The organism is Yinghuangia seranimata (assembly GCF_029953285.1).
Taxonomy (GTDB): Bacteria; Actinomycetota; Actinomycetes; order Streptomycetales; family Streptomycetaceae; genus Yinghuangia; species Yinghuangia seranimata.
The window spans coordinates 18,152-44,275 of sequence record NZ_JASAOI010000033.1 but is presented as its reverse complement, the minus strand read 5'-3'; the positions used below and the strand labels follow the sequence as shown (position 1 = coordinate 44,275).

General features: G+C 73.1%; 20 protein-coding genes and 1 tRNA gene. 5 read left to right on the top strand and 16 right to left on the bottom strand.

Going from position 1 to position 26,124, the window contains the following annotated elements:
* Window positions 1-120: 120 nt before the first annotated feature.
* The 10 genes from QI554_RS21915 to QI554_RS21870 all read right to left on the bottom strand — a co-directional run bounded on the left by QI554_RS21915 (window position 121) and on the right by QI554_RS21870 (window position 11,925).
* Entirely contained in the window at window positions 121-1,008 is an 888-nt protein-coding gene (locus QI554_RS21915; protein WP_281471878.1) for a Bax inhibitor-1/YccA family protein, read from the bottom strand.
* A 378-nt stretch (window positions 1,009-1,386) separates the two neighbouring features.
* A tRNA-Leu gene (locus QI554_RS21910) sits at window positions 1,387-1,468 on the bottom strand.
* A 149-nt stretch (window positions 1,469-1,617) separates the two neighbouring features.
* Window positions 1,618-2,919 carry an SAM-dependent methyltransferase gene (locus QI554_RS21905; RefSeq protein WP_281471877.1) on the bottom strand — a complete coding sequence of 434 codons (1,302 nt, stop codon included), beginning with the start codon at window positions 2,917-2,919 and terminating at the stop codon, window positions 1,618-1,620.
* A 159-nt stretch (window positions 2,920-3,078) separates the two neighbouring features.
* Window positions 3,079-4,434, bottom strand: a complete 1,356-nt coding sequence (locus QI554_RS21900) for an NAD(P)/FAD-dependent oxidoreductase (protein WP_281471876.1) — start codon at window positions 4,432-4,434, stop codon at window positions 3,079-3,081.
* A 305-nt stretch (window positions 4,435-4,739) separates the two neighbouring features.
* Window positions 4,740-5,681, bottom strand: coding sequence for a Ppx/GppA phosphatase family protein (locus QI554_RS21895; protein WP_281471875.1), 942 nt, complete (start codon window positions 5,679-5,681; stop codon window positions 4,740-4,742).
* A 5-nt stretch (window positions 5,682-5,686) separates the two neighbouring features.
* Complete coding sequence (locus tag QI554_RS21890) at window positions 5,687-6,220, bottom strand: DUF501 domain-containing protein (protein ID WP_281471874.1); 534 nt, start codon at window positions 6,218-6,220, stop codon at window positions 5,687-5,689.
* 109 nt (window positions 6,221-6,329) lie between these two features.
* Window positions 6,330-6,968 (bottom strand): FtsB family cell division protein, encoded by a 639-nt coding sequence (locus tag QI554_RS21885; protein ID WP_281471873.1) that lies wholly within the window; start codon window positions 6,966-6,968, stop codon window positions 6,330-6,332.
* A gap of 174 nt (window positions 6,969-7,142) precedes the next feature.
* On the bottom strand, window positions 7,143-8,423 hold the full coding sequence (gene eno, locus QI554_RS21880; protein ID WP_425528023.1) for a phosphopyruvate hydratase: 1,281 nt from the start codon (window positions 8,421-8,423) through the stop codon (window positions 7,143-7,145).
* Between the two features lie 272 nt (window positions 8,424-8,695).
* The gene (locus QI554_RS21875) at window positions 8,696-10,345 is read right to left on the bottom strand and encodes an amidohydrolase (protein WP_281471871.1); all 1,650 of its coding nucleotides are present in this window, start codon (window positions 10,343-10,345) and stop codon (window positions 8,696-8,698) included.
* Between the two features lie 65 nt (window positions 10,346-10,410).
* Window positions 10,411-11,925, bottom strand: a complete 1,515-nt coding sequence (locus QI554_RS21870; protein WP_281471870.1) for an APC family permease — start codon at window positions 11,923-11,925, stop codon at window positions 10,411-10,413.
* A 270-nt stretch (window positions 11,926-12,195) separates the two neighbouring features.
* Between QI554_RS21870 and QI554_RS21865 the strand changes: the two genes are divergently transcribed.
* On the top strand, window positions 12,196-12,918 hold the full coding sequence (locus tag QI554_RS21865) for a TetR/AcrR family transcriptional regulator (protein ID WP_281471869.1): 723 nt from the start codon (window positions 12,196-12,198) through the stop codon (window positions 12,916-12,918).
* Here the strand turns inward: QI554_RS21865 and QI554_RS21860 are convergent.
* A complete protein-coding gene (locus tag QI554_RS21860) occupies window positions 12,906-13,352 on the bottom strand; it encodes a pyridoxamine 5'-phosphate oxidase family protein (RefSeq protein WP_281471868.1) in 447 nt (148 codons plus the stop codon). The two genes, QI554_RS21865 and QI554_RS21860, sit on opposite strands and share 13 nt — an antisense overlap.
* Before the next feature lie 546 nt (window positions 13,353-13,898).
* On the opposite strand from QI554_RS21860, the gene QI554_RS21855 reads away from it, so the two are divergent.
* On the top strand, window positions 13,899-14,705 hold the full coding sequence (locus QI554_RS21855) for a glycosyltransferase family 2 protein (protein ID WP_281471867.1): 807 nt from the start codon (window positions 13,899-13,901) through the stop codon (window positions 14,703-14,705).
* Between the two features lie 7 nt (window positions 14,706-14,712).
* Here QI554_RS21855 and QI554_RS21850 read toward each other — a convergent pair whose 3' ends face one another.
* The gene (locus QI554_RS21850) at window positions 14,713-15,813 is read right to left on the bottom strand and encodes a glycosyltransferase family 4 protein (protein ID WP_281471866.1); all 1,101 of its coding nucleotides are present in this window, start codon (window positions 15,811-15,813) and stop codon (window positions 14,713-14,715) included.
* 162 nt (window positions 15,814-15,975) lie between these two features.
* Here QI554_RS21850 and QI554_RS21845 point away from each other — a divergent pair, with 162 nt between their 5' ends.
* A complete protein-coding gene (locus QI554_RS21845) occupies window positions 15,976-16,989 on the top strand; it encodes an FkbM family methyltransferase (protein ID WP_281471865.1) in 1,014 nt (337 codons plus the stop codon).
* On the opposite strand, the gene QI554_RS21840 is transcribed toward QI554_RS21845, so the two are convergent.
* The 3 genes from QI554_RS21840 to QI554_RS21830 all read right to left on the bottom strand — a co-directional run bounded on the left by QI554_RS21840 (window position 16,886) and on the right by QI554_RS21830 (window position 21,528).
* Window positions 16,886-17,851: a class I SAM-dependent methyltransferase gene (locus tag QI554_RS21840; protein WP_343230803.1), complete on the bottom strand. Its 966-nt coding sequence runs from the start codon at window positions 17,849-17,851 to the stop codon at window positions 16,886-16,888. The two genes, QI554_RS21845 and QI554_RS21840, sit on opposite strands and share 104 nt — an antisense overlap.
* Before the next feature lie 94 nt (window positions 17,852-17,945).
* Window positions 17,946-19,460 (bottom strand): polysaccharide biosynthesis protein, encoded by a 1,515-nt coding sequence (locus QI554_RS21835; protein ID WP_281471864.1) that lies wholly within the window; start codon window positions 19,458-19,460, stop codon window positions 17,946-17,948.
* A gap of 331 nt (window positions 19,461-19,791) precedes the next feature.
* Window positions 19,792-21,528 (bottom strand): ABC-F family ATP-binding cassette domain-containing protein, encoded by a 1,737-nt coding sequence (locus tag QI554_RS21830; protein ID WP_281471879.1) that lies wholly within the window; start codon window positions 21,526-21,528, stop codon window positions 19,792-19,794.
* 189 nt (window positions 21,529-21,717) lie between these two features.
* Here QI554_RS21830 and QI554_RS21825 point away from each other — a divergent pair, with 189 nt between their 5' ends.
* Together QI554_RS21825 and QI554_RS21820 are read left to right on the top strand one after the other, a co-directional pair.
* Entirely contained in the window at window positions 21,718-23,802 is a 2,085-nt protein-coding gene (locus tag QI554_RS21825; RefSeq protein WP_281471863.1) for a hypothetical protein, read from the top strand.
* A gap of 191 nt (window positions 23,803-23,993) precedes the next feature.
* Window positions 23,994-25,058 (top strand): fatty acid desaturase family protein, encoded by a 1,065-nt coding sequence (locus QI554_RS21820; RefSeq protein ID WP_281471862.1) that lies wholly within the window; start codon window positions 23,994-23,996, stop codon window positions 25,056-25,058.
* Between the two features lie 21 nt (window positions 25,059-25,079).
* Here QI554_RS21820 and QI554_RS21815 read toward each other — a convergent pair whose 3' ends face one another.
* Window positions 25,080-26,027 carry a 4-(cytidine 5'-diphospho)-2-C-methyl-D-erythritol kinase gene (locus tag QI554_RS21815; RefSeq protein WP_281471861.1) on the bottom strand — a complete coding sequence of 316 codons (948 nt, stop codon included), beginning with the start codon at window positions 26,025-26,027 and terminating at the stop codon, window positions 25,080-25,082.
* Window positions 26,028-26,124 lie beyond the last annotated feature (97 nt).

Here is a 26,124-nt window from a genome sequence, read left to right as displayed (position 1 = left end):
CCGGACCCACCCCGGCCCCCGCCGCACCCCCCGGGAGAGGTGCTGAGCCAGGGCTGGGGGGGTGCCCCCGGGGGGGCCCCCGCCACTGTCGCGTTACCGGGCCGCCTCAGCGGCCGTGCGTCAGTCCCGCAGGATCGCGAGCAGGCGCAGCAGGTAGGTGTAGATCCACACCAGCGAGAGCGTCAGGCCGAACGCGCAGCGCCAGGCCTCGCGCTCCGGCGCGCCGGCGGCGGAGAGCTGCTCGACCTCGTGGAAGTCCATCGCGAGGAAGAACGCGCCGACGCCGATGCCGAGCAGCGAGAACAGGATGCCGAGCGGGCCGTCGTTGAGGCCGAGCGCGTTGCCGCCGCCGAACGACCAGACCAGGAAGTTGACCATCGCGACCAGGAAGAAGCCGATCGCGATCGCCGTGCCGATGCGCGCGAACCGCGAGGTGACGCGGACGCGGCCCGACTTGTACGCCCACAGCATGCCCGCGAAGACGCCGGCCGTGCCGAGCACGGCCTGCACCACGATGCCGCTGTACGCGTACTCGAACGCGTGGCTGACCGCGCCGAGGAAGACACCCTCGAGGGCGGCGTAGGCGACGACCAGCGCGGGGCTGATCGTGCGCTTGATGATCAGCGCCAGGTAGACGCCGAACGCGGCGAGGGCAGCGACCCCCGCCAGCATGAAGTTCTCGAACGGGATGAACGCCCAGCCGATCGCCGCGCCGACGAGCAGCGTCAGCAGCGTGATGGCCGTCTTGGCGACGACGTCGTCAACAGTCATCCGGCCGGTCTGAAGCGGGCCGGCGGACTGCTGCTGGTACCACTGGTTCATCTGCTCGGGCGTCGGCTGCCCGTACTGCTGGCCCTGCTGGCCGTACTGGGCCGCGTTGCCGCCGAACGGGTTGCCGCCGGACGGCTGCTGGCCATTCGGCGCGCCGTACTGCGGCGCCTGCTGCGGCCCGGCCTGCGGCACCCCGAAAGCCCCCCGCCGCGTCAGGACCGGGTTGCTGCTCCTCATGTCAACTCCTCCATGCCCCTGCGTATGTGGGGTCGTGGGTCAAGAGTAATGGCCCAGTAAAGCCCATGGTGTGACCCACGAGGACGATCCTTCCCCCATCCTCTGGTCGCATCAACGTGCGGGCAGCGTGGATTGTGCCCGACGCGGGAGGGCCTCCAGGCGAACGGGAGGCGAACAGGAGTGCGCCATTTACACCCCGGGGCACCGGCATCAGAAGTTCTATGGAGCTTCTGGGGCTCGTACCGCGACGGAGCTCGCGGTACGGGGACCTCGACGCCGGTCCGCGGGCTGCTGCCCACTCGGCGACGCGTTCCCCCGACCTGGTCCGAGGTGGCGGCCTCGGCGACGTTCCCCCAGGTCAGAGCGCTTTTCATCCGGTGCCCGGAGCCGGACTCGAACCGGCACGGCCGTGCGGCCAGCGAGGTTTAAGCTCGCCGTGTCTGCGTTCCACCATCCGGGCGCGATGCCGAGCGTAGCGGCATCACAGCACCCTGTTGACCAACCGTCTGTGTCCGGACCACCACGGACGGCCCGGACCGGTTGTTCGGCGGCGTGCGGCGGGGCGCGGAGACGTCCCGCGCGACCCTCACGCGCGCCTCCGCGCCCCCTTCAGCGGACCTGGCGCGCGAGCGTGAACTGCGACACGCCGAGGTATCCGGAGCGGAACCCGGCCTCGCAGTAGGCCAGGTAGAACTCCCACATCCGTTGGAAGGTCGTGTCGAAGCCGAGCGCGGTCACCTCGGCCGCGCGGGCGACGAACCGGTCGCGCCACGCGTGCAGCGTCTCTGCGTAGTGCGCGCCGAAGTCGCGCCGGTGCACGACCTGGAGGCGGGTGTGCTCGGCGAGGGCGGCGTCGATCGCCTCGGGCGACGGGATGAGGCCGCCGGGGAAGACGTACTTGTGCATCCACGTCCACGTGTCGCGGGCGGCCCGCATGCGGTCGTCGGCCATGGTGATCGCCTGGACGCAGGCGCGGCCGCCGGGGACCAGCGCGCGGTCGATCGCGGCGAAGTAGGCCGGCCAGTAGCGCTCGCCGACCGCCTCGATCATCTCGACGCTGACGACCGCGTCGTAGGTGCCGGACACCTCGCGGTAGTCGCACAGCAGGACGTCCACCTGGTCGGCGACGCCGGCCTGGGCCAACCGGCGTCTGGCCAGGGCGCGCTGCTCGTCCGACAACGTGATGGTGGTGACCCGGGCGCCGCGCTCCGCCGCGCGCAGCGCCAGCTCGCCCCACCCGGTGCCGATCTCCAGGACGTGGGTGCCCGACCGGACCGCGGCCGCGTCCAGCACCGCGTCGATCTTGCGCCGCTGGGCGGCGCGCAGGTCGTCGCCCGGTTCGAACAGGGCCGACGAATAGGTCATGGTCTCGTCGAGGAAGAGCGCGAACAGGTCGTTCGACAGGTCGTAGTGGCGGCTGATGTTGCCGCGCGCGCCGGACGGGGTGTTCTCCTCGTCGGCCGGGCGCACCGCGACCGCCCACCTGCGCAGCCGCTGCAGCGACGGCGGTACCAGGGTGCTCAGGCGGCGGGCGAACACCGTCAGCACGCTGGTCGGGTCGTCGGCGTCCCACGCGCCGGTCATCCACGCCTCGCCGAAGCCGATCAGGCCGTGCGCGCCGATCCGGCGATAGAACTCGTCGGGGCGCTCGATGCGCATGACCGGGTCGCCGAACCCGCCGCCGCCGATCACCCGGCCGCTCGGCAGGTGGACGCGGACCTTCAGGTCGCGCACGGCGTGCGCGAACAGCCGTTTGGCGATGCGGGCGCGCGCCGGGGCGTCGGGCACCGTGGCGAGTCCCGGCCAGCGCCCCGCGGCCGGCTCGGGCGTGCCCCGCGTGCGCGGGCGCGATCCCGCCCCGGGCGTGGGGGCGTTCGCCGCACCGCCGGTCGTGCTGGTCCTCGTGCTCACGCTCGTACGTTGCCCGGCTCGACCTCGAGTGACGCTCGATTCAGTCGTTTGCCGGGTCGCCGGGGCGTCCGGGTACGCCGAAGGGCCCGCACCCCAGGGGGGTGCGGGCCCTTCGTGGCTCGTGCGCCGGACGGCCGGATCCGGCCGTCGGCGGACGGGTCAGGCGCTCTTGGACACCGTCGTCGCGGCGGGCGCCGGCGGCAGCGCGGCCTCGGCGAACTCGTCGCGCGGGTGCTCCATGGAGCCGAGCGAGACGATCTCGCGGCGGAAGAACATCGCGAGCGTCCAGTCCGCGACGATGCGCGTCTTCCGGTTGAAGGTCGGCATCGCGTACATGTGGTACGTGCGGTGGAACAGCCAGGCCGGCAGGCCCTTGAGCTTGATGCCGCCGAGCACGATCGCGACGCCCTTGTGCAGGCCGAGGCCCGCCACCGCGCCGAGGTTCTTGTGCTTGTACTCGCCGGGCGGGAAGCCGCGCACGACACTCATCACGTTGTCGCCGAGCTGCTTGGCCTGGCGGACGGCGTGCTGCGCGTTCGGCGGGCACCACGCGCCCTCGCCCGAGGCGAGGTCCGGGACCTGCGCGTTGTCGCCGGCGGCGAACACGTGGTCCATGCCGGTGACCTGCAGGGTCGGGCGGGTGTCGACGTGGCCGCGGGGGCCGAGCGGCAGGCCGAACTGGGCGAGCGCGGGGTTCGGCTTGACGCCGGCGGTCCACACGATGGTGCTCGCGTCGAACTCGGTGCCGTCGGACAGCACGCAGTGCTTGTCGACGCAGGACTGCAGCGAGGTCTCGAGGTAGAACTCGATGCCGCGCTCCTTGAGCTTCGCCAGCGTCCACTTGCCGAGCTCGTCGCCGACCTCGGGGAGGATGCGGTGCATGGCCTCGACCATGATGAAGCGCATGTCGTCGCGGCTGATGTTCTTGTAGTACTTGACCGCGTCGCGCGCCATGTCCTCGATCTCGGCGAGCGCCTCGATGCCGGCGAAGCCGCCGCCGACGAACGCGAAGGTCAGCGCGCGGCGGCGGATCTCCGGGTCGGTGGTCGAGTCGGCGACGTCGAGCTGGCCCAGCACGTGGTTGCGCAGCGCGATGGCTTCTTCGATCGTCTTGAAGCCGATGCCGTTCTCGGCGAGGCCGGGGATCGGGAAGGTCCGGGATATGGAGCCGAGCGCGACCACCAGGTAGTCGAACTCGTGGTCGTACGCCTCGCCGACGAGCGGCACGATGCGCGCGACCTTCTTCTCCTGGTCGATGGTGGTGACACGACCGGTGACGACGTCGGCCTTGGGCAGGGCCCGGCGCAGCGGGACGACGACGTGGCGGGGCGACAGGCTGCCTGCCGCCGCCTCCGGGAGGAAGGGCTGGTACGTCATGTACGAACGCGGGTCGACGACGGTGACCGACACCTCGTCGCGGCGCGCCTTCTTCAGGATGCGCTGCGCTGCGTACAGGCCGACGTACCCGCCGCCGACGACGAGGATGCGGTGGCGACGGTCCTTGTTGCTGCTCATGTACGGAAGTATCCAGGAGCACGGCGGGGGGCTTGCGCGAGGCCGCTCACAAGGTCGACTTGGCACTGTGATACCCTGCGCGGTTTTGATTTCGGCCACCCGTACCTGCGGATGTACGGGTGCGCGGCGCCCCGGGCCTTGGGTTGCCGAATACCTGACGCGGTCAACCGACGCTTGTGCGTGATTGAGAAAGCTTTCACAAAGTCACTTAGTGGCAGAGTGACGAAAAGTTTGCCGAAGGGGCATGTGAAGAGTTTCACAACCTTCGTGTCCGGACGTCCCACATGGTGGGACGGGGGTCCGGGTCAATCCGCCACGGACCAGGCGATCCCGTCCAGGATGTCGTGCTCGGAGACGACGACCTCGTCGGCGCCGATCCGCTCCATGATCGTGAGCAGCACCAGGGCGCCCGCGCCGATGACGTCGATCCGCCCCGGGTGCAGCACCGGGATGGCGGCCCGCTCGTCGTGGGTCATGGACAGCAGGCGCTCGGTCACCGCGCGGACCTGGTCGCGGGTCAGCCGCGCGTGGTGGATACGCGTCGAGTCGTACTCCGGCAGGTTGAGCACGATGCCGGCGACTGTGGTCACCGAGCCGGCCAGGCCGACGAGGGTGCGGGCGCGGTCCAGCGGCACGGCCTCGGCGGCGTGGTCGACGGCCGCCTCGATGTCGGCCTTCGCCGCCGCGACCTGCTCGGCCGTGGGCGGGTCGTCGTGCAGGTGCCGCTCGGTCATCCGCACGCAGCCGATGTCGACCGAGCGGGCCGCCTCGACGTGGTCGCCGCCGAGCACGAACTCGGTGGAGCCGCCGCCGATGTCGACCACCAGGTACGGCTGTGCCGGGCCGGCCTCGCCGGTCAGCTCGCGGGTCGCGCCGGAGAAGGAGAGGTTGGCCTCCTCGTCCCCGGACACCACCTCGGGCTCGACGCCGAACAGCTCGCGCACGCCGCTGCGGAACTCCTCGCGGTTCTCCGCGTCACGGCTCGCGCTGGTGGCCACGAAGCGCAGCCGGTCGGGGCCGACGCCCAGGGCGTCGATCAGCTGCTTGTAGACCCGCCCGGCGGCGAACGTGCGCTCGAGGGCCTCGGGCGCGAGCCGGCCGGTCTTGTCGACGCCCTGGCCGAGCCGGACGATCTCCATGCGCCGGTCGAGGTCCTTCAGGGCGCCGGTCTCCGGGTCGAGGTCGGCGACCAGCAGCCGGATCGAGTTGGTGCCGCAGTCGATCGCGGCCACGCGCGTCTGAGCCATGTCGTTCAGTCCCCCAAGGACTCGTCGTCGGCGGACTGTTCCGCCTGCCCCGTCTGCTCCCCCGATGTGCTGACGCACGGGCCCTTGCGCCACCACTCCGGCAGCGCGGCGAGCGCCTCGTCCCCCAGCGGGTTGACGCCGGGGCCGGCGGCCAGCGAGTGCGCGACCAGAACGTGCAGGCACTTCACCCGGTCGGGCATACCGCCCGCGGACGGGAAGCCGGCCAGCACCTCGATCGCGTCGCGGCGCTCGATGTAGTCGTCGTGCGCGGCGGCGTAGCGGGCGGCCAGCTCCGGGTCGGCCGCGAGCCGCTCGTTCATCTCGCGCATCATCCCGTCGGACTCCAGCGTGCCGATCGCGGACGCGGCCCGCGGGCAGGTCAGGTAGTACATCGTCGGGAACGGGGTGCCGTCCTCCAGACGGGGCGCGGTCTCCACCACGTCGGGCTGCCCGCAGGGGCAGCGGTGGGCGACCCCGCGCAGACCGCGCGGGGTGCGGCCGAGCTGGGCGGTGACGGCGTCGACGTCCTGCTGATCCATGCTGAGCAGTATTTCCGATTTTCGGGGACGGTGGTTCCGGCGCGCGGCCGGGCGGGGTCCGTGCGGGTCCCGCCCGGTCCGGACCGGGTTCCGCCGGGCGGCGGTTCGTTCAGCGGCCGCCGGTGCGCGGGTCGACGATCGTCGCGGCGGGCGCGGGCGGCGGCGGGGGGACGGACGGCTTCTTCGGCCCGGTGTCCGCGTCGCGCACCGACGTCCACAGCTGGCTCGGCCACGAGCCGGGGCTCGGGGTCGCGCCGGGGGACGCGCTCGCGGGCGCGGGCGGCGGGACGACCGAGTAGGCCGTGTCGCCCGGGTTGACGTAGTGCAGGTAGAGGCGGGCCTGCTGGCGGACGAACGCCGGATCCTTCCAGCGCTCGAGCTCCAGCCGCAGCCGCTCCACCTCCTCGCGGCGCTTGGCGGTCTCCTCGCGCAGGTCCTCGCGTTCGCGCCGCTGGTCGAGGTACTGCCGGGCGGGCACGATCAGCGCGACGCCGAGCGTGCAGACCACGAGCACGAGCACGCCCGCGCGGCCGGTGAGCCGGTTGGGGCGGCCCTTGCCTCCGCCCCACGTGATCACCAGGCGGCGGCGCTTCGCGGCGGGGTCGGACTTGGGCTTCGGCTTCGGCTTGGGCCTCGCCGCGGCGGGACCGCCGCCCGGCCTCGGCCTGGCCGCCGGTCGCGGTGCCGCGGCACGCGGCCTCGGAGCTCCCCCGTCGCCGTTCCCGTTGCGTCCGCCCGCCTCGGACACGCGCCCTCCCTGGCATCGGGCCGGGGGGGCGGGGGGGGGGGGGGGGGGGGGGCCCCCGGGGGGGGGGGGGGGCGCCGGCGGGGGGGGGGGGGGGGGCCCCGCCCCCCCCCCCGGGGGCGGGGGCGCGGGGGGGGGGGGGGGCCCCCCCCCCCCCCCCCCGGTGTCGAGACCGGATCAGCCCTTGAAGCGGGGGAACGCGCCGCGGCCGGCGTAGACCGCGGCGTCGTCGAGGATCTCCTCGATGCGCAGCAGCTGGTTGTACTTGGCCACGCGCTCGGAGCGGGCCGGGGCACCGGTCTTGATCTGGCCGCAGTCGGTGGCGACGGCCAGGTCGGCGATCGTGGTGTCCTCGGTCTCGCCCGAACGGTGACTCATCATGCACCGGTAACCGTTGCGGTGGGCGAGCGACACGGCGTCGAGGGTCTCGGTGAGCGTGCCGATCTGGTTGACCTTCACCAGCAGCGCGTTCGCCGTACCGGAGTCGATGCCGCGCTGCAGGCGGGCCGGGTTGGTGACGAACAGGTCGTCGCCGACCAGCTGGACCTTGTCGCCGAGGGTCTCGGTGAGCTGCTGCCAGCCCTCCCAGTCCTCCTCGTTCATCGGGTCCTCGATGGAGACCAGCGGGTAGGCCTCGACGAGCTCGGCGTAGTAAGCGGCCATCTCGGCGGAGGTCTTCGCGGCGCCCTCGAACGTGTAGACGCCGTCCTTGTAGAACTCGGTCGCGGCGACGTCGAGCGCGAGGGCGATGTCGGTGCCGGGCTCGTAGCCGGCCGCCTCGATGGCCTCGATGATCAGGTCGAGCGCGTCGCGGTTGCTCGGCAGGTCGGGGGCGAAGCCGCCCTCGTCGCCGATGCTGGTGGCCAGGCCGCGGGCCTTCAGGACGGCCTTGAGCTGGTGGTAGACCTCCGCGCCCCAGCGCACGGCCTCCGAGAAGCTCTCCGCGCCGATCGGCGCGATCATGAACTCCTGGATGTCGACGTTGGTGTCCGCGTGGGCGCCGCCGTTGAGGATGTTCATCATCGGGACGGGCAGCACGTGCGCGTTCGGTCCGCCGAGGTAGCGGAACAGCGGCAGCTCGGCGGCCTCCGCGGCGGCGTGCGCGACGGCGAGCGAGACGCCGAGCATGGCGTTGGCGCCGAGGTTGGACTTGTCGGCCGACGCGTCCAGGTCGATCATCGTCTGGTCGATGATGCGCTGCTCGTCGGCCTCGATGCCGACGATCTCCGTCTGGATCTGCTCGATGACGGCGAGCACGGCCTTCTGGACGCCCTTGCCGTTGTACCGCTCCTGCTCGCCGTCGCGGAGCTCGATGGCTTCGAACGCGCCGGTGGAGGCACCGGACGGGACCGCGGCCCGGCCCTGGCTGCCGTTGTCGAGGACCACCTCGACCTCGACCGTGGGGTTGCCGCGGGAGTCGAGGATCTCCCGGGCGTGGACGACGTCGATGGACGGCACGAGCATCTCCTTGGTACGTGGCGGGCGCGTCGGGCACACGATGTCTGCCGGACCGAGCCTAGTGCCTGGCACCGCACGCCCCGCCCGGCGGTTCGGGCGGCCGGGGCCGCCCGCGGCGAAACGGCCCGCGGCGAGGTGTGCGTCGGAACGGACGCGGGTGTGGCCCGGCGGGCGGCGGCCCCTGTCTGCTTCGCCGTCGCCCGCCGGGAGATGGGGTGCGGGCCGCGGGGCGGACGGCGTCGTTGGCGTCCGTCCCGCGGCTGGTGCACGGGTTACGCGTTGTCGGCCGCGTAGACGCGCTCGCCTTCGACGTAGGTGAGGGCGGTGCGGGTCTCGTAGATGGCCTCGGCCGGGGCGGCGAACGGGTCGCGGTCCAGGACGACGAGGTCGGCGAGCTTGCCGACCTCGATGGAGCCGGTCTCGTCGAGGTGGTTCACGTACGCCGAGCCGGCCGTGTAGGCGGCGATCGCGGTGCCGAGGTCGAGGCGCTGCTCGGGCAGGAAGACCGGGTAGTCGCCCTCGGAGGCCGGGACGCGGCGGTTGACCGCGACGTGGATGCCGGCCATCGGGTCGGGCGAGGACACCGACCAGTCGCTGCCCGCGGCGAGGACCGCGCCGGCCTGCTGGAAGGCGCGGAACGGGTACTGCCAGGAGGCGCGCTCGGAGCCGAGGAACGGGATGTTGAGCTCGTCCATCTGCACCTCGTGCGCGGCCCACAGCGGCTGCATGTTGACGGCCACGTCGAGCGCGCGGAAGCGCGGGATGTCGACGGGGTCGACGACCTGGACGTGCGCGACGTGGTGGCGCAGGTCGTTGAAGCCGTTGACCTTGCGGGCCGCCTCGACGGCGTCGAGCACCTCGCGCACGGCGCGGTCGCCGATGGCGTGGAAATGCACCTGGAAGCCGTGCGTGTCCAACAGCGTGATGTATTCGCGCAGCAGGGCCGGGTCGACCATGGACAGGCCGTTGTTGCCGGTCTGGCAGCCGCAGGCGTCGAGGTAGGACTCGGCCATGCCCGCGGTGAAGTTCTCCGTGATGCCGTCCTGCATCAGCTTGATGGTGCCGCAGTTGAACCGGCCGACGGTGCCGCGGGCGCGCCGGTCGAGCAGGAAGTCGAGCTGCTCGGCGCCCTGGTCGCGGTCCCACCACAGCGCGCCGCGGACGCGCGCGGTGAGCAGGCCGGTGGCGGCGGCCTCCAGGTAGACGTCGTACTGGTCGTTCCAACCGCCGTAGCCGCCGATGATGGCGTCCTGCCAGGCGGTGATGCCGAGCGAGTGCAGGTACGACTGCGCGTCGGTCAGGCCCTTGAGGTAGTCGGCGTGGGTCGGCGACGGCGCGTGGTGGCCGACGAGGCCCATGGCGCCCTCGTGGAGGATGCCGCTGGGGGTGCCGTCCGGCTCGCGCTCGATGCGGCCGTCGGCCGGGTCGGGCGTGTTCTTGTCGATGCCGGCCAGCTCGAGCGCGCGGGTGTTGACCCAGGCGCTGTGGCCGTCGCGCACCGGCAGGTAGACGGGGCGGTCGGCGACCACGGCGTCGAGCATCTGGCGGGTGGCCAGGCCGCCCGGGAACGCGTCGAACGACCAGGCACCGCCGAGGATCCACTCGACCTCGGGGTGGGCGGCCGCGTAGGCGGCCACCGTGCCGACGGTCTGCTCCTGCGTCTCCGCCTCGGAGAGGTCGCAGCGGCTCATCGTCAGGCCGGCGAACACCGGGTGGACGTGGGCGTCCTGGAACCCGGGGATGAGCAGGCGGCCGTTGAGGTCGATCCGCTCGGTGTTCGGGCCGACCAGCTCGGCGACCTCGCTGTCCGTGCCGACCGCGACGACACGGCCGTCGCGGACGGCCACCGCGCGGGCCCAGCTGCGTGCCGCGTCTACGGTGTAGACGGGCCCGTTGGTGAAGACGAGGTCGGCGTACGCCATGGGTCCTGACGACCTTTCAGTCGAAGTTCGGGTGAACGTGGGACGGGTTGCGCAGATGCGCTCGGTCAGCCGATCTCGGCGGGACTGTCCGGGTCGACGGAGCGCGGCAGGGTGAAGTAGTCCGGCTTGCGCACGAAGCGGTTCCAGGCGGCGATCGGGATGCCGACGGCGATGATGCTCAGCGGGACGACGGTCAGGAACCGGCCGTTCTCCGCGTCGAACGCGATGGTGTCGACGGACGTCCACTGGCTGTAGACCATGTAGCCGCCGAGCAGCAGCAGGGCCACGCCGGCGAGTCCGGGCAGCAGTCCGAGGGTGAGGAAGTTGCGGACGGACCGGCGCAGTTCGCGGCGGAAGATCATGACGCAGGCGACGCCGGTGACGCCGTAGCCGAACGACACCAGGATGCCGACCGCGGTGACGGTGGCCATGATGACGTCGGTCAGCTTGCCGAGCGCCGTGCCGGCGGCGGCGATCACGAGGCTGATGGCGACCGTGCGGTAGGTGCTGATCGCGGGCGTGCGGTGCTTGGGGTGCAGGCGCGCCCAGCTCTTGCCGAGGACGCCGTTGCGGCCCATGGCCATGGTGAGGCGCGCGCCGCCGATGACGCTGGACTGCAGGCACGCGATGGTCGACAGCAGCATCGCGAGGTAGGCGATCAGCGCGCCGGGGCCGCCGAAGATCTTGTCCGAGAGGTACGGCAGGGCGTTGGCGCCGTACTCGGCGAACTCGTCCGCGCTGAGCGCCCGTTCGAAGGCGGCGGCGGCGAAGACGAAGAGCGCGACGGCAATGGCGATCGAGATCAGGCCCGCCTTGCCGGCGACCTTCTTGTCGACGTTCTCCTCGGAGACGCTGAACGCGGTCTCCCAGCCCCAGAAGTTGTAGGCGCACAGCAGCACGCCGGTCGCCAGCACGGTGGTGTTGTCGAAGCCGAACGGGTTGAACCAGTGCGCGCTGAAGTCGTTGGTCGCGCCGCCGTCGCCCCAGCCCGCGAAGGCGAAGACGCAGACGATGACGACGACGAGGGCGGCGAAACCGAAGAGGATGCCCTGCACGCGGGCGGCGACGTCGACGCCGCGCACCGCGGTCCAGGTGATGCCGACCGCCCACAGGATGCCGATGACGGTCGCGTACTTCATGTTGCCCGGGTCGACGCTGCCGCCGAGCTCGTGGACGACGCCGAGGGTGAACTGCCCGGCGAGCTGGGTGCCGTACGCGAGGAACAGGATCGAACAGGCGACGCCGATCCACCCGACCATGAAGCCCAGCCAGGGGCCGAGCGCGCGGCGCACCCAGATGTAGGTGGTGCCGGCGTTGGGGTCGCGCTCGGAGAGGCGCGCGTAGCCGACGGCTATGCCGAGGATCGGCAGGCACGCGATGAGGAACGCGGCGGGGAGGCTGGTGCCGACCTCCATGCCGATCAGGCCGAGGCCGAGGCCGATGCTGACCGTGGGGCTCATGTTGGCGAGCGCCATGACGACGCCCTGACGCACTCCGAGGGTCTTCTTCAGTCCGGGTGCGGTTGCGGCGGCGGCCGCGGCGGGCGCCGCGGCCGTGCGGGTCGGGGTGTCGACGGACATGAGCACTCCAGGGCGGGGCAGGTGGTACGGGCGGAGCTGGGTAACGCCTCCTCGGGGGGACCGGGCGGGCTTCGTCGGCCGCCACCATGTCCCGGGACTATCAAGGCAGCGTCATGTAACACGGACGTCAACGCCGAAGTCAATGGTGTTGACAAAAGTGTTTACCTCGACACTCTTGAACGTCACCGGGCGTTCGACACGGCAAGATGGGGCCGGTCGGCGCGGGAAGAGTCCCGCACGTCGCGTCAAGGACACCAAGGGAGGGCTGCGATGGCAGGCACCGGCACGGGGGTGCCCGGCACCCGGCGCCGCGGGGGAGCCGGCGGACGCGTGGGCCTGACGCCCGAGCGGATCGTCGACGGATGCCTCGCACTGCTGGACGAGCAGGGCCCCGAGGCCTTCACGTTCCGGCGCATCGGCGGCTACCTCGGCGTCGACCCGACCGCGCTGTACCGGCACTTCCGCGACAAGGACGAGCTCGTCCTCGCGGTCGCCGACCGCCTGCTGGCCCGGGCGCTGGAGGACTTCACGCCGACCGGCGACTGGCGCGCGACGCTGACCGACATGCTGGTGCGCAACCGCACGGTGTACCTCGCGCACCCCGAGGCCGCGGTGCTGTCCGTCTCCCGGACCACGCGCCGCGCCGCGGAGATGGCGAGCGTCGAGATCACCCTCGGCGCACTCGCCGACGCGGGGTTCCCGCCGGAGGAGGCGGTCCGGTACTACCGGGTGCTGGTCGACTTCGTGCTGTCGTGGTGCGGCCTCGAGGCCGCCTACCTCACGCTCGACCAGGCCGCGCGGAGCGGCGACGAGGGTGCGTGGTCACGCGAGTACGCGGGCGCGCCCGCCGACCGGTACCCGCACATCGCGGCCGCGGCGCCGTACCTGCCGGACGTCACGGAGGAGGGCAACTTCATGCTGGCCCTCGAACTGCTGCTGGACTCGATCGAACTGCGCGCGACGAAGCTGGCCGCCGCGGCTCAGGCGAAGTAGCCCGACCCCTCCCCCGGGCCGCCGTCGAGGCCGAAGATCCGCCAGCGGGTCGGGGTGACGACGCCGAGACTGGTGCCCTCGCGGGACAGCGCGCGGTGCTGCGACGTGAGGCCTTGTTCGCCGAGGATGTGCCGCATCGCGAACTCCCAGCGCTCCTGCGCCCAGGCGTCCTCCCGGAGCTCGACCTCGCCCCAGATGATCACGTGGGCGATGTCCCCGTCCTCGGCTATCGACAGGCACACCTTGGGGTTCTTCTCGAGGTTGGCCTTCTTGGTGCGGCCGGTGAGGCTCAGGTAGAGGTGGTCGTCGTCGTACGCCAGCATCACGGGCGTCACGTGCGGCTCACCGGTGGGCGTCACCGTGCCGGCGTGCACCCAGTGCTCGGGGTCGCCGAGCATCGAGTCGAGCGCGGCCTTCAGTTCCGGGTCGATCATCGGCTTCCGCCTTTCGTGTGCCGTCCCGCGGGGGCGCGGGTACGGTCCGACGGTTGTACGACGCGGCCACGTTACCCGTTCGAGTGACGCAGGACACAAGGCGGGGCGGTCTGGGGGGCGTACTCGGCGCGAAGGCGCGGCGTCGGCCGGCGGCGGCGCGGCCGCGGGCGTCTCCCGGGCGCTCCCGCGAGGCGCGCGTAGGACGCGCGCGCCCCGGCGGCATGGCGCCCGAGCCGACTGCGGCCAGGACGGCGGCGGCCCTCGCCAGTCGATCGGATATTCCCGTGCGATCTCCCTCAAATCGACCGCACGCCCTCGGCCCGACAAACGACCGCATGCGTCCACTAGGCACGCATTTCATACCTACGAGTGATTCCTCAGTGTCTGCCGTGACCTCCTTTCGTTGACCCTTTCGTTGACCCGTTGATGACGCGTCGACCGTTTCGCCGACCGGTCGCGTGGGCACGCCGCCGCGTCCGCACGGGGACGCGGTCGGCCCCGGTCGGCCCCAAGGACTCGCAAGAGCTCGCACGGAAGGCGGTCGCGGTGCCCGAGGTCTCGTTCGTCGTCCCCACGCGCAACTCGGGACGCACGTTGGAGGCGTGCCTCAAGAGCCTGCGCGCCCAGTCCGGGGTGTCCGTCGAGGTGATCGTGGTCGACGACGCCTCGACCGACGCCACGCCGGAGATCGCCGCGCGGTGGGCCGACCGCCTGCTGCTCCACGGACCCGGGCGCAGCTCGCAGCGCAACGCCGGGTGGCAGGCGTCGCGGGCGCGCGTCGTGGCGTTCCTGGACAGCGACATGGTGCTCGACCCGGGCGCGGCGTCCGAGGCGGTCGCGTCGTTCTGCGAGGATCCCGGCCTCGGCGGCCTGGTCGTCCCCGAATACGCGTTCGGCGCCGGGTTCTTCGCGCGCTGCCGCGCACACGAGAAGCGGCTGTCGGCGGGCGACCCGGCGACCGAAGGCGCCCGGTTCTTCCGCCGCGCCGCCGTCGAACTCGCGGGCGGCTACGACGAGTCCCGGTGCGCCGCCGAGGACTGGGAGTTCTCGGAGCGGATCGCCGCCGACGGGTGGGCGATCCGCCGCCTGAACTCCGCCGTCGGACACGACGAGGGCCGCCTGTCGCTCGGCCGTGCGTTCGCCAAGAAGCGCTACTACGGCCGCAACTTCTACGACTACGCCACGCTGCCGCGGCAGGAGCGCCGTCCGTTCATCCGGACCTCGCTGGTCAGCTCCCCCGCGCGACTCGCGAAGGCGCCCGCGCTGACCGCCGGGCTGGCGCTGCTCAAGGCGGTCGAGGTCGGCGGGATGTTGTGCGGCATGGCGGAGGAGCGCCGCGCCCGACGCGGCTAGCCGGCGGTCACACGGGGGCCGGGTCGGGCCCGACCCGGGCGACGTGCGCCGCGCACGCCTCCCACACCGCGTCCGCGACCTCGTCCCACGACAGCGCGCCGCCGCGCCAGCCGCCGGGCGAGGGCGCCTCGCACCATCCCGGCAGGTGCTCGGCGAGCCCGGCGGCGAGCGCGGCCGGGGCGGGGGCGACCAGCACGCCCTGCGCGGCCGGGACCGCGTCGACCAGGCCCGGGTTGGCGTACGCGATGGCCGGCGTGCCCATGGCGGCCGCCTCGTCGACGGCCAGCGCCCAGCCCTCCCGCGCCGCAGTGCTCACCAAGGCATGTGCGCGCGCCAGGAGTTCGTCGCGCTTGTGGACGGGGACCCGGCCGTGGAAGAGCACGCCGTCGGGCGCGGAGCGGCGCAGACGTCGGGCCGCCGGACCGTCGCCGACCAGCCACAGCCGCACGCCGGGGATCTGCTCGCGGAGCAGCCGCACCGCCTCGAACAGCTGGTCGACCTGGCTGCCGGAGGTCAGCCGGCCGACGTGGACCAGCGTCGGGCGCACCTCGCGCGCGACGTCCGGCCGCCGCCGGGCGTCCATGCCCTCCGGCACCAGCGTGATGCGGCGCAGCCCGTACTCGCGCAGCGAACGGCGGCTGGACGGCGACACCGTCAGCACCGGCACGTCCGCGAGCGTGCGCAGCCAGCGCGGTTCGGCGACGGTACGGCCGAACCACGACAGCGGCCACGGGAATTCGTGTGCCCACAGTTCTCGCGCGACCCGGTGGACGAAGGCGACGGACGGCACGCCGTCGGACCACGTCGCGCAGCCGAACGGCCGGGTGTCCACCTCGTCGACGAGCAGGTCGAAGTGCTCGCCCCGGCGGCGCGCCGCCGCGTACCAGGCGCGGGCCGCGCGGTGGACGCCGAACCGGCCGCCGGCGCGGACCACCCGGACACCGTCCGCACGCACCTCCTCGGCCGGGCGCCCCGTGACGGCCGCCGCGAACCACGTCACGTCGTGGCCGCGCGCCGCCCAACGGCTCAGCACCTCACGGGTGTAGACCTCGGCGCCGCCCGCGGTCGGGTGGGCGGGGCACTTCCGGTTGAAGAGGAGGACGCGCACCGGCCACATGTACCAGCGGCGGGGCCGCGGTCGGCCGCGGCGCGATCCGCGGCGACCGAATGTTCCCCTGAACGGGCGACGAAGTGACCACCCGGTGCCCTGATTCGTTGACCTCGCGTTCCCCTTGTCGTCCGTCGCACGGACGCCGTCCCGAGGAGTGCCGTGGCCCAGCCGAACGACCCGTCCACCTCCGTCGCGTCCGGCCGGGCGTCCGGGTCCTCGGCCGCCTCGCGCGCCACCGTCCGTACCGGGGACGCGAGTTCGTCGGGCGCGTCGGTGCTGGAGGATCCGGGAGCCGGCATTCTCGTGCCCGCGCAGACCGCCTCGCGGTCGTCGCACGAGCGCATCCGCGAGACCCGCTACCGGCGCCACGCGACGAACCTGCGGCTGTGGAGCCGCAATCGGGACTGGTGGCAGGCCGATCTGCCGGTGGGCACGCGGCTGCGCTACTACGGGGACATGGCCGCGTCGTACGTGCGCGTCGCGCGCGGGCAGCGGCGCGGCATCCGCTACCTGGACCGCACGTTCATGTTCGACGACGTCGCCGCGCCGCTGAACCTGCAGGCGTATCCGCGCGCGGTCGGCCGCGACGTGCTCGGCAACCTGCGGCCCGGCTCCACGCCCCGCTCGGTCCTCGACGTCGGCGGGAACCTCGGCCAGTTCGCCGTGACGCTCAGGCACTTCGCGCCGCACGCGCAGATCGACGTGTTCGAGCCGAACAGCGCCGTCGTGCCGCTGCTCGAGCAGAACACCGCGGGGCTCGAAGGGGTCCGGGTGTGGCCGTACGCGCTGTCGCCGCGCCCGGTCGACGAGCTGTACGTCGAGCCGGGCCGCTCCGCGAGCGGTTCGCTGCTCGCGGACCAGGTGGACGCGATCGCCGCGCCCCGCAGCGTCGCGGTGCGCAGCGTGAGCGACCCGTCGTCGGTCACCGGCCACCAGGAGTACGACCTCGTCAGGATCGACGTCGCCGGCTACGAGCTGGAAGTCCTCAAGTGCCTGGGCGGCATGACCGTGCACTACCTGTACCTGGAGATGTCCGGGCTGCGCGGCGTCTACCCGCACTCCGAGCTGCTCATGCTGGTGCGCCGGCAGTTCGGCGACTTCCGGATCGTGTTCCAGGGCCCCTGCGACCGGCGTTCGGTGAACCACCCGGTGCTGCTGGAGTTCGCGGGCTGAGCGCGGACGCCGCGGCCCCGGCGCGGCCGACGTACACCGGGGGCGACGGGTGGGCGAACCGCACCGGCGTGCGCGCGTGGACGAGCAGGATCGCCGCCGCCGACGGCACCCGGGTCAGCAGCCGGTCGAGCGGCCGCCCGGGCGCCGGCAGCGCCTCGCACGCCGCACCGGTCACCTTGATCGCCCGGAAGCCGCGCGCGGTCAGGAACTCCACGAGCGCGCGCCGCGTGAACAGCCTCAGGTGCCCGGCGACTTCGCGGCCCGGACGGCCGTAGACCCCGGACAGCGCGACCTCGGAGAAGGCCGGCTGCACGCCCGCGAGGAGCAGCATCCGGTTGAACCACGCGGCCAGGTTCGGGGTGGACAGGAACAGGTGGCCGCCGGGGCGCAGCACGCGGTACGCCTCGGCCAGCGCGGCGTCCGGGTCGACGAGGTGCTCGACGACCTCGCTCATCACCACGACGTCCGCCTCTCCGTCGGCGAACGGCAGCGGTGTGCCGGTGTCCAGCGCGGCGCGGACCGTCTCCAGGCCGCGCGCGCGGGCCCGGGCCAGCGCGGTCTCCGACCAGTCGACGCCGACCACGCGGTGCCGGCCGGGTCCGGCGGGCGGCCACACGGTGCACGGGTACGCGTGCACGGCGCCGTCCACCAGCGCCTGGATCCGCTCGGTGGCGTATCCGTCGCCGCAGCCCAGGTCGAGCACGGTCAGCGGTTTCACGGCCTGGTCGACGACCGGCCGCAGCAGCGCGAGCTGGCGGCGGATCCGGTCGGCGCCCGTCCGGTGAACGGTCTCGTCGGCCTCGTAGAACGCGCGCAGCCGGGCGTCCGGGGCCGCGTCGCGCGCGGCGGTCGGCGTCGTCATGCCGTGAAGAACGACGGGCCCGTCCGCCGAGTGACGGCGCTTTCCCGTCACTCGGCGGTTCGGCTCAGCGCGCGACGGGGTCGCGGGCGGTCGCTCAGAAGTCGTCCGGGTACGGCGCCGCGAACGCCGCCGCCCCCTCCGACGCGGCGGCCGAGTACCCGGGCAGCAACTCGGTGAGCAGCCCGCGCACCGCGTGGTCGTCGTTGACCGACGCGTGCCCGTACAGCTCCGGCAGGCGTACGACGGCGCCGAGAGTGTCGACCGGCGGGACCGTCGCGTACACCCGCGGGTGTTCGGTGGGCAGCCGCTCCTCGACCACGGAGAACAGCGCCTCGTGCAGCTTCTCGCCGGGCCGCAGGCCGGTGAACCTGATCTCCACCTGCGGCTGGTTCACCTGCTCGACGAACTTGTGCACCAGGTCGACGATCCGCACCGGGTCGCCCATGTCGAGGACGAAGATCTCGCCGCCCTGCGCCATCCGCCCGGCCTCCAGGACCAGGCCGACCGCCTCCTCGATGGTCATGAAGAAGCGCGTGACCTCCGGGTGCGTGACCGTGACGGGGCCGCCGCTGCGCACCTGTTCGGCGAGCACCGACAGCAGCGAGCCGCGGCTGCCCAGCACGTTGCCGAACCGCACACCCGCGAAGACGCCCGGCGCCTGCGTGTTGGCCTGCACGATCAGCTCGGCGAGGCGCTTGGTCGCGCCCAGCACCGACACCGGGTCGGCGGCCTTGTCCGTGGAGATCAGGATGAAGCGCTCCACGCCGATGTCCAGCGCGGCCCGCACGAGGTTCTCGGTGCCCAGCACGTTGGACTTGACCGCCTCGCACGGGTGCCGTTCGAGCAGCGGCAGGTGCTTGTGCGCGGCAGCGTGGAACACCACCTCGGGCTTGAGGTCGCGGAAGATCTGCTCGATCCGCGGCCGGTCCCGGATGTCCGCGATGACGAGGGTGTCGTCGTCGAGCAACGCCTCGCCCCACACGTCCAGTTGCAGGCGGTGCAGGTTCGACTCGTCGTGGTCGAGCATGTACATCTTGCTCGGCCCGAAGCCGTACACCTGGCGGCACAGCTCACTGCCGATCGAACCGCCCGCGCCGGTCACCAGGACGCGGCGGCCGGCGATGACCTCGCGCACGGAGGCCGACACCACGTGCAGTTCCTGGCGTCCGATCAGCCGGTTGACGTCCAGTGTGCGCATGTCGCTGCCCACCACGTCGCGGCGCAGCGCGACGAGGAACGACGGCAGGTAGCGCACGCTCGCGCCGACCGCGGAGGCTGCGGCGGCGACCTTGCGGAAGTCCTCCGGCAGCAGGCCGGGGATGGCCAGCACGACCACCTCGACGGCGTGTTCGAGGCTGACGTCCACCAAGTCGTCGAGCCGGCCCAGCACGGTGAGGTGCTCGGGCAGCTCGGGTTCGTCCCATGGCAGTCCGCCCACCCGGACCGCTTTCTTGCGCGGATCGTCGTCCAGAAACCCGATCGGGCACAGCCCGAACTCGGGTGTGCGCAACAGGTCGCGCGCTAGTGCGCTGCCCGCCGACCCGGCCCCCACGACCAGGGTGCGCAGGCCCGCGCGCAGCGTCTCTGCCGACGTGGTCTTCAACCCCATCAAGCCCCCCATAGTCAGGGGCAGCATGACCGTCGGCAGGCCGCCTCCCGGTCATGTGCGGCGTCGACGCTTGTTCCCCGGCGGGCGAAAATCCCCATCCGCACCCGCCGGTTCCAGGCGTCGCCTTGCGACTGCCCCTCCCGCCCCCACAACCCCGGCAGACGCGGGAACGCCCACCGGTACCGCCGTTCAGACTACGGCGGTCTCCCGGTGGGCGTTGGCCTTTGGTCCTATTTTTTCGGGGCTGGGACCCAACGAAACCGGCGGTGCGCCCCCACGGACGCCGATGGCGACGAACCGGTTGCCTGGCGGCGGCGCGGCGGGCCGGGGGTTACTCGCCGGTCTCCTCCGCGAGTTCGAGCCAGCGGGTCTCCAGGTCCTCGCGCTCGGCGGCCAGCGCGCGCAGTTCGGCGTCCAGGCCGGCGACCTTCTCGAAGTCCGTTGCGTGCTCGGCCATTCCGGCGTGCAGCTTCTCCTCGCGCTCGCCGAGCTTCGCCAACTGCCGCTCGATCTTCTGCAGTTCGCGCTTCGCGGCGCGGGTGTCGCCGGTGCGCTGCTTCGTGGGCGCGGCGGCGCCGACCGCCTCCACCGCGGCGCGGCGGCGTTCGAGGTACTCCTCGACACCGCCCGGCAGCATACGCAGCGTCTGGTCGCCCAGCAGCGCCCACGCGGTGTCGGTCGTGCGCTCGACGAAGTACCGGTCGTGGCTGACCACGACGAGCGAGCCCGGCCAGCCGTCCAGCAGGTCCTCGAGCTGGGTCAGCGTCTCGATGTCGAGGTCGTTGGTCGGCTCGTCGAGGAACAGCACGTTGGGCTCGTCCATGAGCAGCCGCAGCAGTTGCAGGCGGCGGCGCTCGCCGCCGGACAGGTCGCCGACCGGCGTCCACTGCTTCTCGCCGGTGAAGCCGAACTGCTCGCACAGCTGGCCCGCGGTCAGCTCGCGGCCCTTGCCGAGGTCGACGCGCTCGCGCACGCGCTGCACCGCCTCCAGCACCCGCCACGCCGGGTCGAGCTCGACGACCTCCTGCGACAGGTAGGCCAGCCGCACGGTCTTGCCGACCACGACGCGGCCCGCGGCCGGCTCCTTCTCCTCGAACGCGGCGGCGGCCATCGCCCGCATGAGCGAGGTCTTGCCGGCGCCGTTCACGCCGACCAGGCCGATGCGGTCGCCGGGTCCCAGGTTCCAGGTCAGGTGCTTGAGCAGGGTCTTCGGGCCGGCCTCGACCGTGACGTCCTTCAGCTCGAAGACCGTCTTGCCCAGCCGCGCGTTCGCGAACTTCATCAGCTCGCTGCGGTCGCGCGGCGGCGGCTCGTTGGCGATCAGCTCGTTGGCCGCCTCGATGCGGAACTTCGGCTTCGAGGTCCGGGCGGGGGCGCCGCGGCGCAGCCAGGCCAGCTCCTTGCGGATCAGGTTCTGCCGCTTGACCTCCTCGGTCGCGGCGATCCGCTCGCGCTCGGCGCGGGCCAGGACGTACGCGGAGTAGCCGCCCTCGTAGTCGTGGATGCGGCCGGCCTGCACGTCCCACATGCGCGTGCACACCTCGTCCAGGAACCACCGGTCGTGGGTCACCACGACGAGCGCGGAGCGGCGCGCCTTCAGGTGCCCGGCCAGCCACGCGATGCCCTCGATGTCGAGGTGGTTGGTGGGCTCGTCGAGGATGATCAGGTCGTGCTCGCCGATGAGCAGCTTCGCGAGCGCGATGCGGCGGCGCTCGCCGCCGGACAGCGGGCCGATCACGGTGTCCATGCCCTGCGGGAAGCCCGGCATGTCAAGGCCGCCGAACAGACCGGACAGCACGTCGCGCACCCGCGCGTCGCCCGCCCACACGTGGTCGGGGCGGTCGCCGACGATCTCGTGGCGGACCGTCGCGGCCGGGTCCAGGTCGTCCTGCTGGCTCAGGAAGCCGAGGCTGAGGCCGGTCATGTGGGTCACGCGGCCCGAGTCCGCGGGCTCGCGCTGGGCCATCACCTTGATGAGGGTCGTCTTGCCGTCGCCGTTGCGGCCGACGACGCCGATCCGGTCGCCCTCACCCACGCCCAGCGACACGGCGTCGAGCAGCGTGCGCATGACGTACGCCTTGCTGACGGACTCGAGGTTGACCAGGTTCGCCACGGCACGACCTTCTGGTGGATCTTCCGGGGATGGGAGCACCCGATTCTACGGTTGTGAGAAGAGGGGACCGGACGGCTGTCCGCGCCCGGCGGCGCGGCACCGTGACGGTGCTCATACGATGGCCACGAGCGGAAAGGGGGACGCGTGACCATCGATGTCCGCGGACCGGCTTGGTCGAGTACAGGTCTGGGCAGGCACACCGGGCGCAACCCGCTCGCGGTGGACGTCCCGGCGATGCTGTTGCACGCGTGGCCTGCGGGCACCGCGTTGCGTGAGGTGCTGCTGTTGGGTTCGGCGTTCCCGCCGGACAGCGTGGAGCGCGACGCGATACCGGCGGCCCGGGCCCGCGGGGCCAGGACGACCGTCGTCTCCGACGCGGCGCACGCCGCGTTCCAGCGGAGCCGGACCAACGAGCGCGGCGGGCCCGACCCGCACACGGCGCACATGGCGGGTCGCGGTTACCTGCACGCGCTGGCCGCCGCGCGCGGCGCGTTCCACCCGAAGCTGGCCCTCCTGCTCGGCGACGGCGCCACCCGGCTCGCGGTCGGCACCGGCGCCCCGGCCGGACCCGCCGCCGGGGACGAGCTGTGGACCGTCGTCAGCTGCGACGACAACGCGTCCCACGCCATGCTCGCCGACCTGGCCGACTGGCTCGACGCCCTGCCCGGCGCGGTACGGCTCGCGCCCTGGGCCGCCGAGCGCCTCGCCGAACTCGCCGAACTCGTGACCGAGCGGCACATCGAAGCGGACGAGACCGAGGCCGGCGAAGGCCCCGAGGCCCGCCTCCTGCACAACCTCGACACCCCCCTCCTCGACCAGCTGCCCCGCGGCCCCGTCGACGAACTGCACGTCCACGCGCGGTTCCTCGACCCGGCCGGGCACGCGCTCCGGGCGCTCGTCGAGCGCCTCGACCCCAAGCACGTCGTCGTCGCCGTCCAGGCGCGGTGGACCGGCTACGACCCCGCCGCGGTCGCCGCCGCACTCGACGGGCGCTCCGCCGAGGCCCGGCTGCTGGACGACGACCAGGTCCGGCACGCCAAGCTCGTGCAGTGGCGGATCGGCGACCACTGGACGGCCCTCGCCGGCGGCCCCGGCCTGACCCCCGCCGCGCTCACCGCGACGGCGCGGGACGGCGGCGACATCGAACTCGCCGTCCTCGCACCGGGCGACGCGGCGCTGCTGCCGGACGGGAGCACCCTCGACCCGGCCGCGCTGCCCGGCCCCTACACCGGGGCGACGCCGTCGCTCGTGCTGCTGGGCGCGCGCACGGACGGTTCGCTGGTCACCGTCGAACTCGCGCAGGCGCAGCCGGTCGCCGTCGACATCACGGCCGCGGACCAGGCAGGGAACTGGCGCACCGTGGGGTCCGTCCCGGCGGGGCAGCTCGGTGAGATGTTCGCGCCGGGCGTCGCGCCCGGGACCGCGCTGCGGGCCTCGCACCCGAGGGCCGACGGGACGCTGGCCACCTCGCCGGTGGTGTTCGCGTACGGGGCGGTCGCGGACACCAGGCGTCCCGAGCCGCCGGTCACGCCGACCGCCCCGGTCGCCCGTCCCGTGGTCGAGCCCGCCGCGCCGGCCGCAGCCGTGACGGCCCCCGCGCCGGTGATCCGGCCGGTGGCGGTGCCGCGGGAGGAGCCGACCGCCGAGCCGGTCGCGCCGGTCGCCCCGATCGCACCGGTCGAGGAGCCCCGCCCCGTCGTGCCGGTCGCCGCCGAGGAGCCCTTCGCGGGCGAGGCCGAGGCCGACCACGCGGGCGGCTACGCCGACGAGCCCGTCGCGGAGCCGTTCCCCGAGGTCGTCATCGACGGCCCGTTCGCCGAGGCGCTCGGCGAGTTCGCCGAGTCCGGTTGGCGGGTGTACGACGACGCAGGCCTGTGGGAGGTCACCGGCACCTTCGGCAACCCGATGCCGGTCGCGGCGAAGGTCGCCGACCGGCTGGGCCGCGACGTGGACGGCGTCGTCCTCGTCCGCGCGCAGAGCAAGGGCGAGGGCACGTTCATCGCCTGGCGCGCCCCCGACCTCGTGCTGATCAACCTGCGCCAGAAGGTGTGGCGCAGCTACCAGGTCACCCCGCCGACCACCCCGGCCTCCAGCCTGGGCAGCGGCAACATCGCGGCACTCCCGGCGAAGACCACGCCGCGCGCCGCGGGCGCCCCGCCGGCGCTCGCCCGCATGCTGGCGGAACTCGGCATGGAGTACGCGGAGTTGGTGGCCCGGGTCTTCGACTAGGCACGGGCCGGGCGGTCCGTCCATGGGGGTGCCGCCCCACCATCGTCGGGGGTCTGGGCCCACCCGACCGGGGGGACAGCCGGGGCGACCGGCGTACATCGGATTCATAGCGTGGAACCACGGCGCCTGGCGGCGGCTGATCGAGCCGTCGGCAGGCGCGTGAACTCCCGCCGCCGATACCGAGGTACGCCATGCCTTCAGCACCGACCGCCCTCGTCGACGATCCTCCGGTCCGTGAACGCGGGCGGCGCGGAAGCGACTTCGCGCCGCTGCTCGCCGAACTCAAGGCCGCGGGGCTGATGGAGCGGCGGCGCGCCTGGTACGCCCGCATGATCGCCGTCAACCTCGTGCTGTTCCTGACGTCGTGGGCCGCGGTGCTGTGGCTGGGCGACTCGTGGTGGCAGCTGCTGCTCGCCATACCCGTCGCCCTGTTCACCACCCGCGCCTCGTTCGTCGGGCACGACGCCGGCCACCAGCAGATCGGCCGCGACGCGCGCACCCACCGGGCGCTCTCCCTCCTGCACGGCAACCTGCTCATGGGCATGAGCTGCGGCTGGTGGAACGCCAAGCACTCCAGGCACCACGCGAACCCGAACCACCGCGAGAAGGACCCCGACGTGCGGGTCGGCGTCCTGGTCTGGGACGCCGACCAGACCCGCGGACGCACCGGCGTCATGGGCTGGCTGACCCGGCACCAGGCCCGGCTGTTCTTCCCGCTGCTGCTCCTCGAAGGCCTCAACCTCAAGATCGGGAGCATCGTCGCGCTCAAGGAGCGCACCCGGCGCGAGCAGCTCGTCGAAGGCGCTGTGCTGGCCGTGCACTTCACGGCGTACGTCGGCGTCCTGCTGACCGCGATGTCGCCGCTCAAGGCCCTGGTGTTCGCGCTGCTCCACCACGCGCTGCTCGGCCTGCACCTGGGCGCCGCGTTCGCGCCGAACCACAAGGGCATGCCGATGCCCGAGCCCGGCGTGACCTGGGACCACCTGCGCCGTCAGGTGCTGACCTCGCGCAACGTGCGCGGCGGCCCGGTCACCGACTGGATGCTCGGCGGCCTCAACTACCAGATCGAGCACCACCTGGTGCCCAGCATGCCGCGGGTCAACCTGCGGCGCGCCCAGCCGATCGTCCGGGCGCACTGCGCGCGGCTGGGGGTGCCGTACCTGGAGACCGGGCTGGTCGCGTCGTACCGGCAGGCGCTCGGACACATGCACGACGTGGGTGCGCCGCTGCGTGCCGAGCGCGCCCGCGGGCGCTGACCGGGGCGGGTCGGCGCGTGGTCAGCCGACGCCGGGGGTGGACTCGTTCGTCCGCAGCCTCGGCGTCGGGACGACCTTCGCGCCGCCGACCGGGCCGTAGGCGACCCGGGTCGTCCGGCACGTGCCCGACTCCTCCAGCGCGACCGCGACCGTCTTGGCGGCGGCCTCGTCGGCGGCCAGGAAGGCGCACGTCGGGCCGGATCCGGAGACGAGGGCGCCGAGGGCCCCCGCGGCGCGGCCCGCGTCGAGGGTGTCGCGGAGCGCGGGACGCAGCGACAGCGCGGCGGGCTGCAGGTCGTTGGACATGGCGGCGCCGAGCGCGGCGGCGTCGCCGGCGCGCAGGGCCGCGACCAGTTCCTCGCGCGGCGCGGGGACGGGCACGGGCTCGCCCGCGACCTCGCGCAGCCGGTCGCACTCGCCGTACACGGCGGGCGTGGACAGGCCGCCGTCGGCGAGCGCGAAGACCCAGTGGAAGCGGCCGACCGACGGGACCGCGGCGAGGCGTTCGCCGCGCCCGGTGCCGATGGCGGTGCCGCCGAGGTCGCTGAAGGGGACGTCGCTGCCCAGTTCGGCGCCGAGCCGGCGGAGCATCTCGCGCGGCGTCGCGCCGCGCCACAGGGTGTCGCACGCCAGCAGGGCCGCCGCGGCGTCCGCGCTGCCGCCCGCCATGCCGCCCGCGACCGGGATGCCCTTGCGCAGGTGCACGTGGACGTCGGGGCGCTGCCCCAGCCGGTCGGCGAGCAGTTCGACCGCGCGGACCGCGAGGTTGCTCCGGTCCAGCGGCACGACGCCCTCGCCCTCGCCCTCGACGGTGACGGTGAGGCGGTCCGCCGGGCGAACCGTCACCTCGTCGAACAGCGAGACGGCGTGGAAGACCGACACCAGCTCGTGGTACCCGTCCGGCCTGACCGCCCCCACGGCGAGCTGCAGGTTCACCTTGGCGGGAACGAGAACGGTCACGGAAGTCACGAGGGCTGCTGCTCCCTGGCGTCGGCGGGGCGTGGTCCTCGTCGATCGTACTGACCGTAGCGGGACGACCACCGGGCGCCCCTGTGGGCGCCGCCGG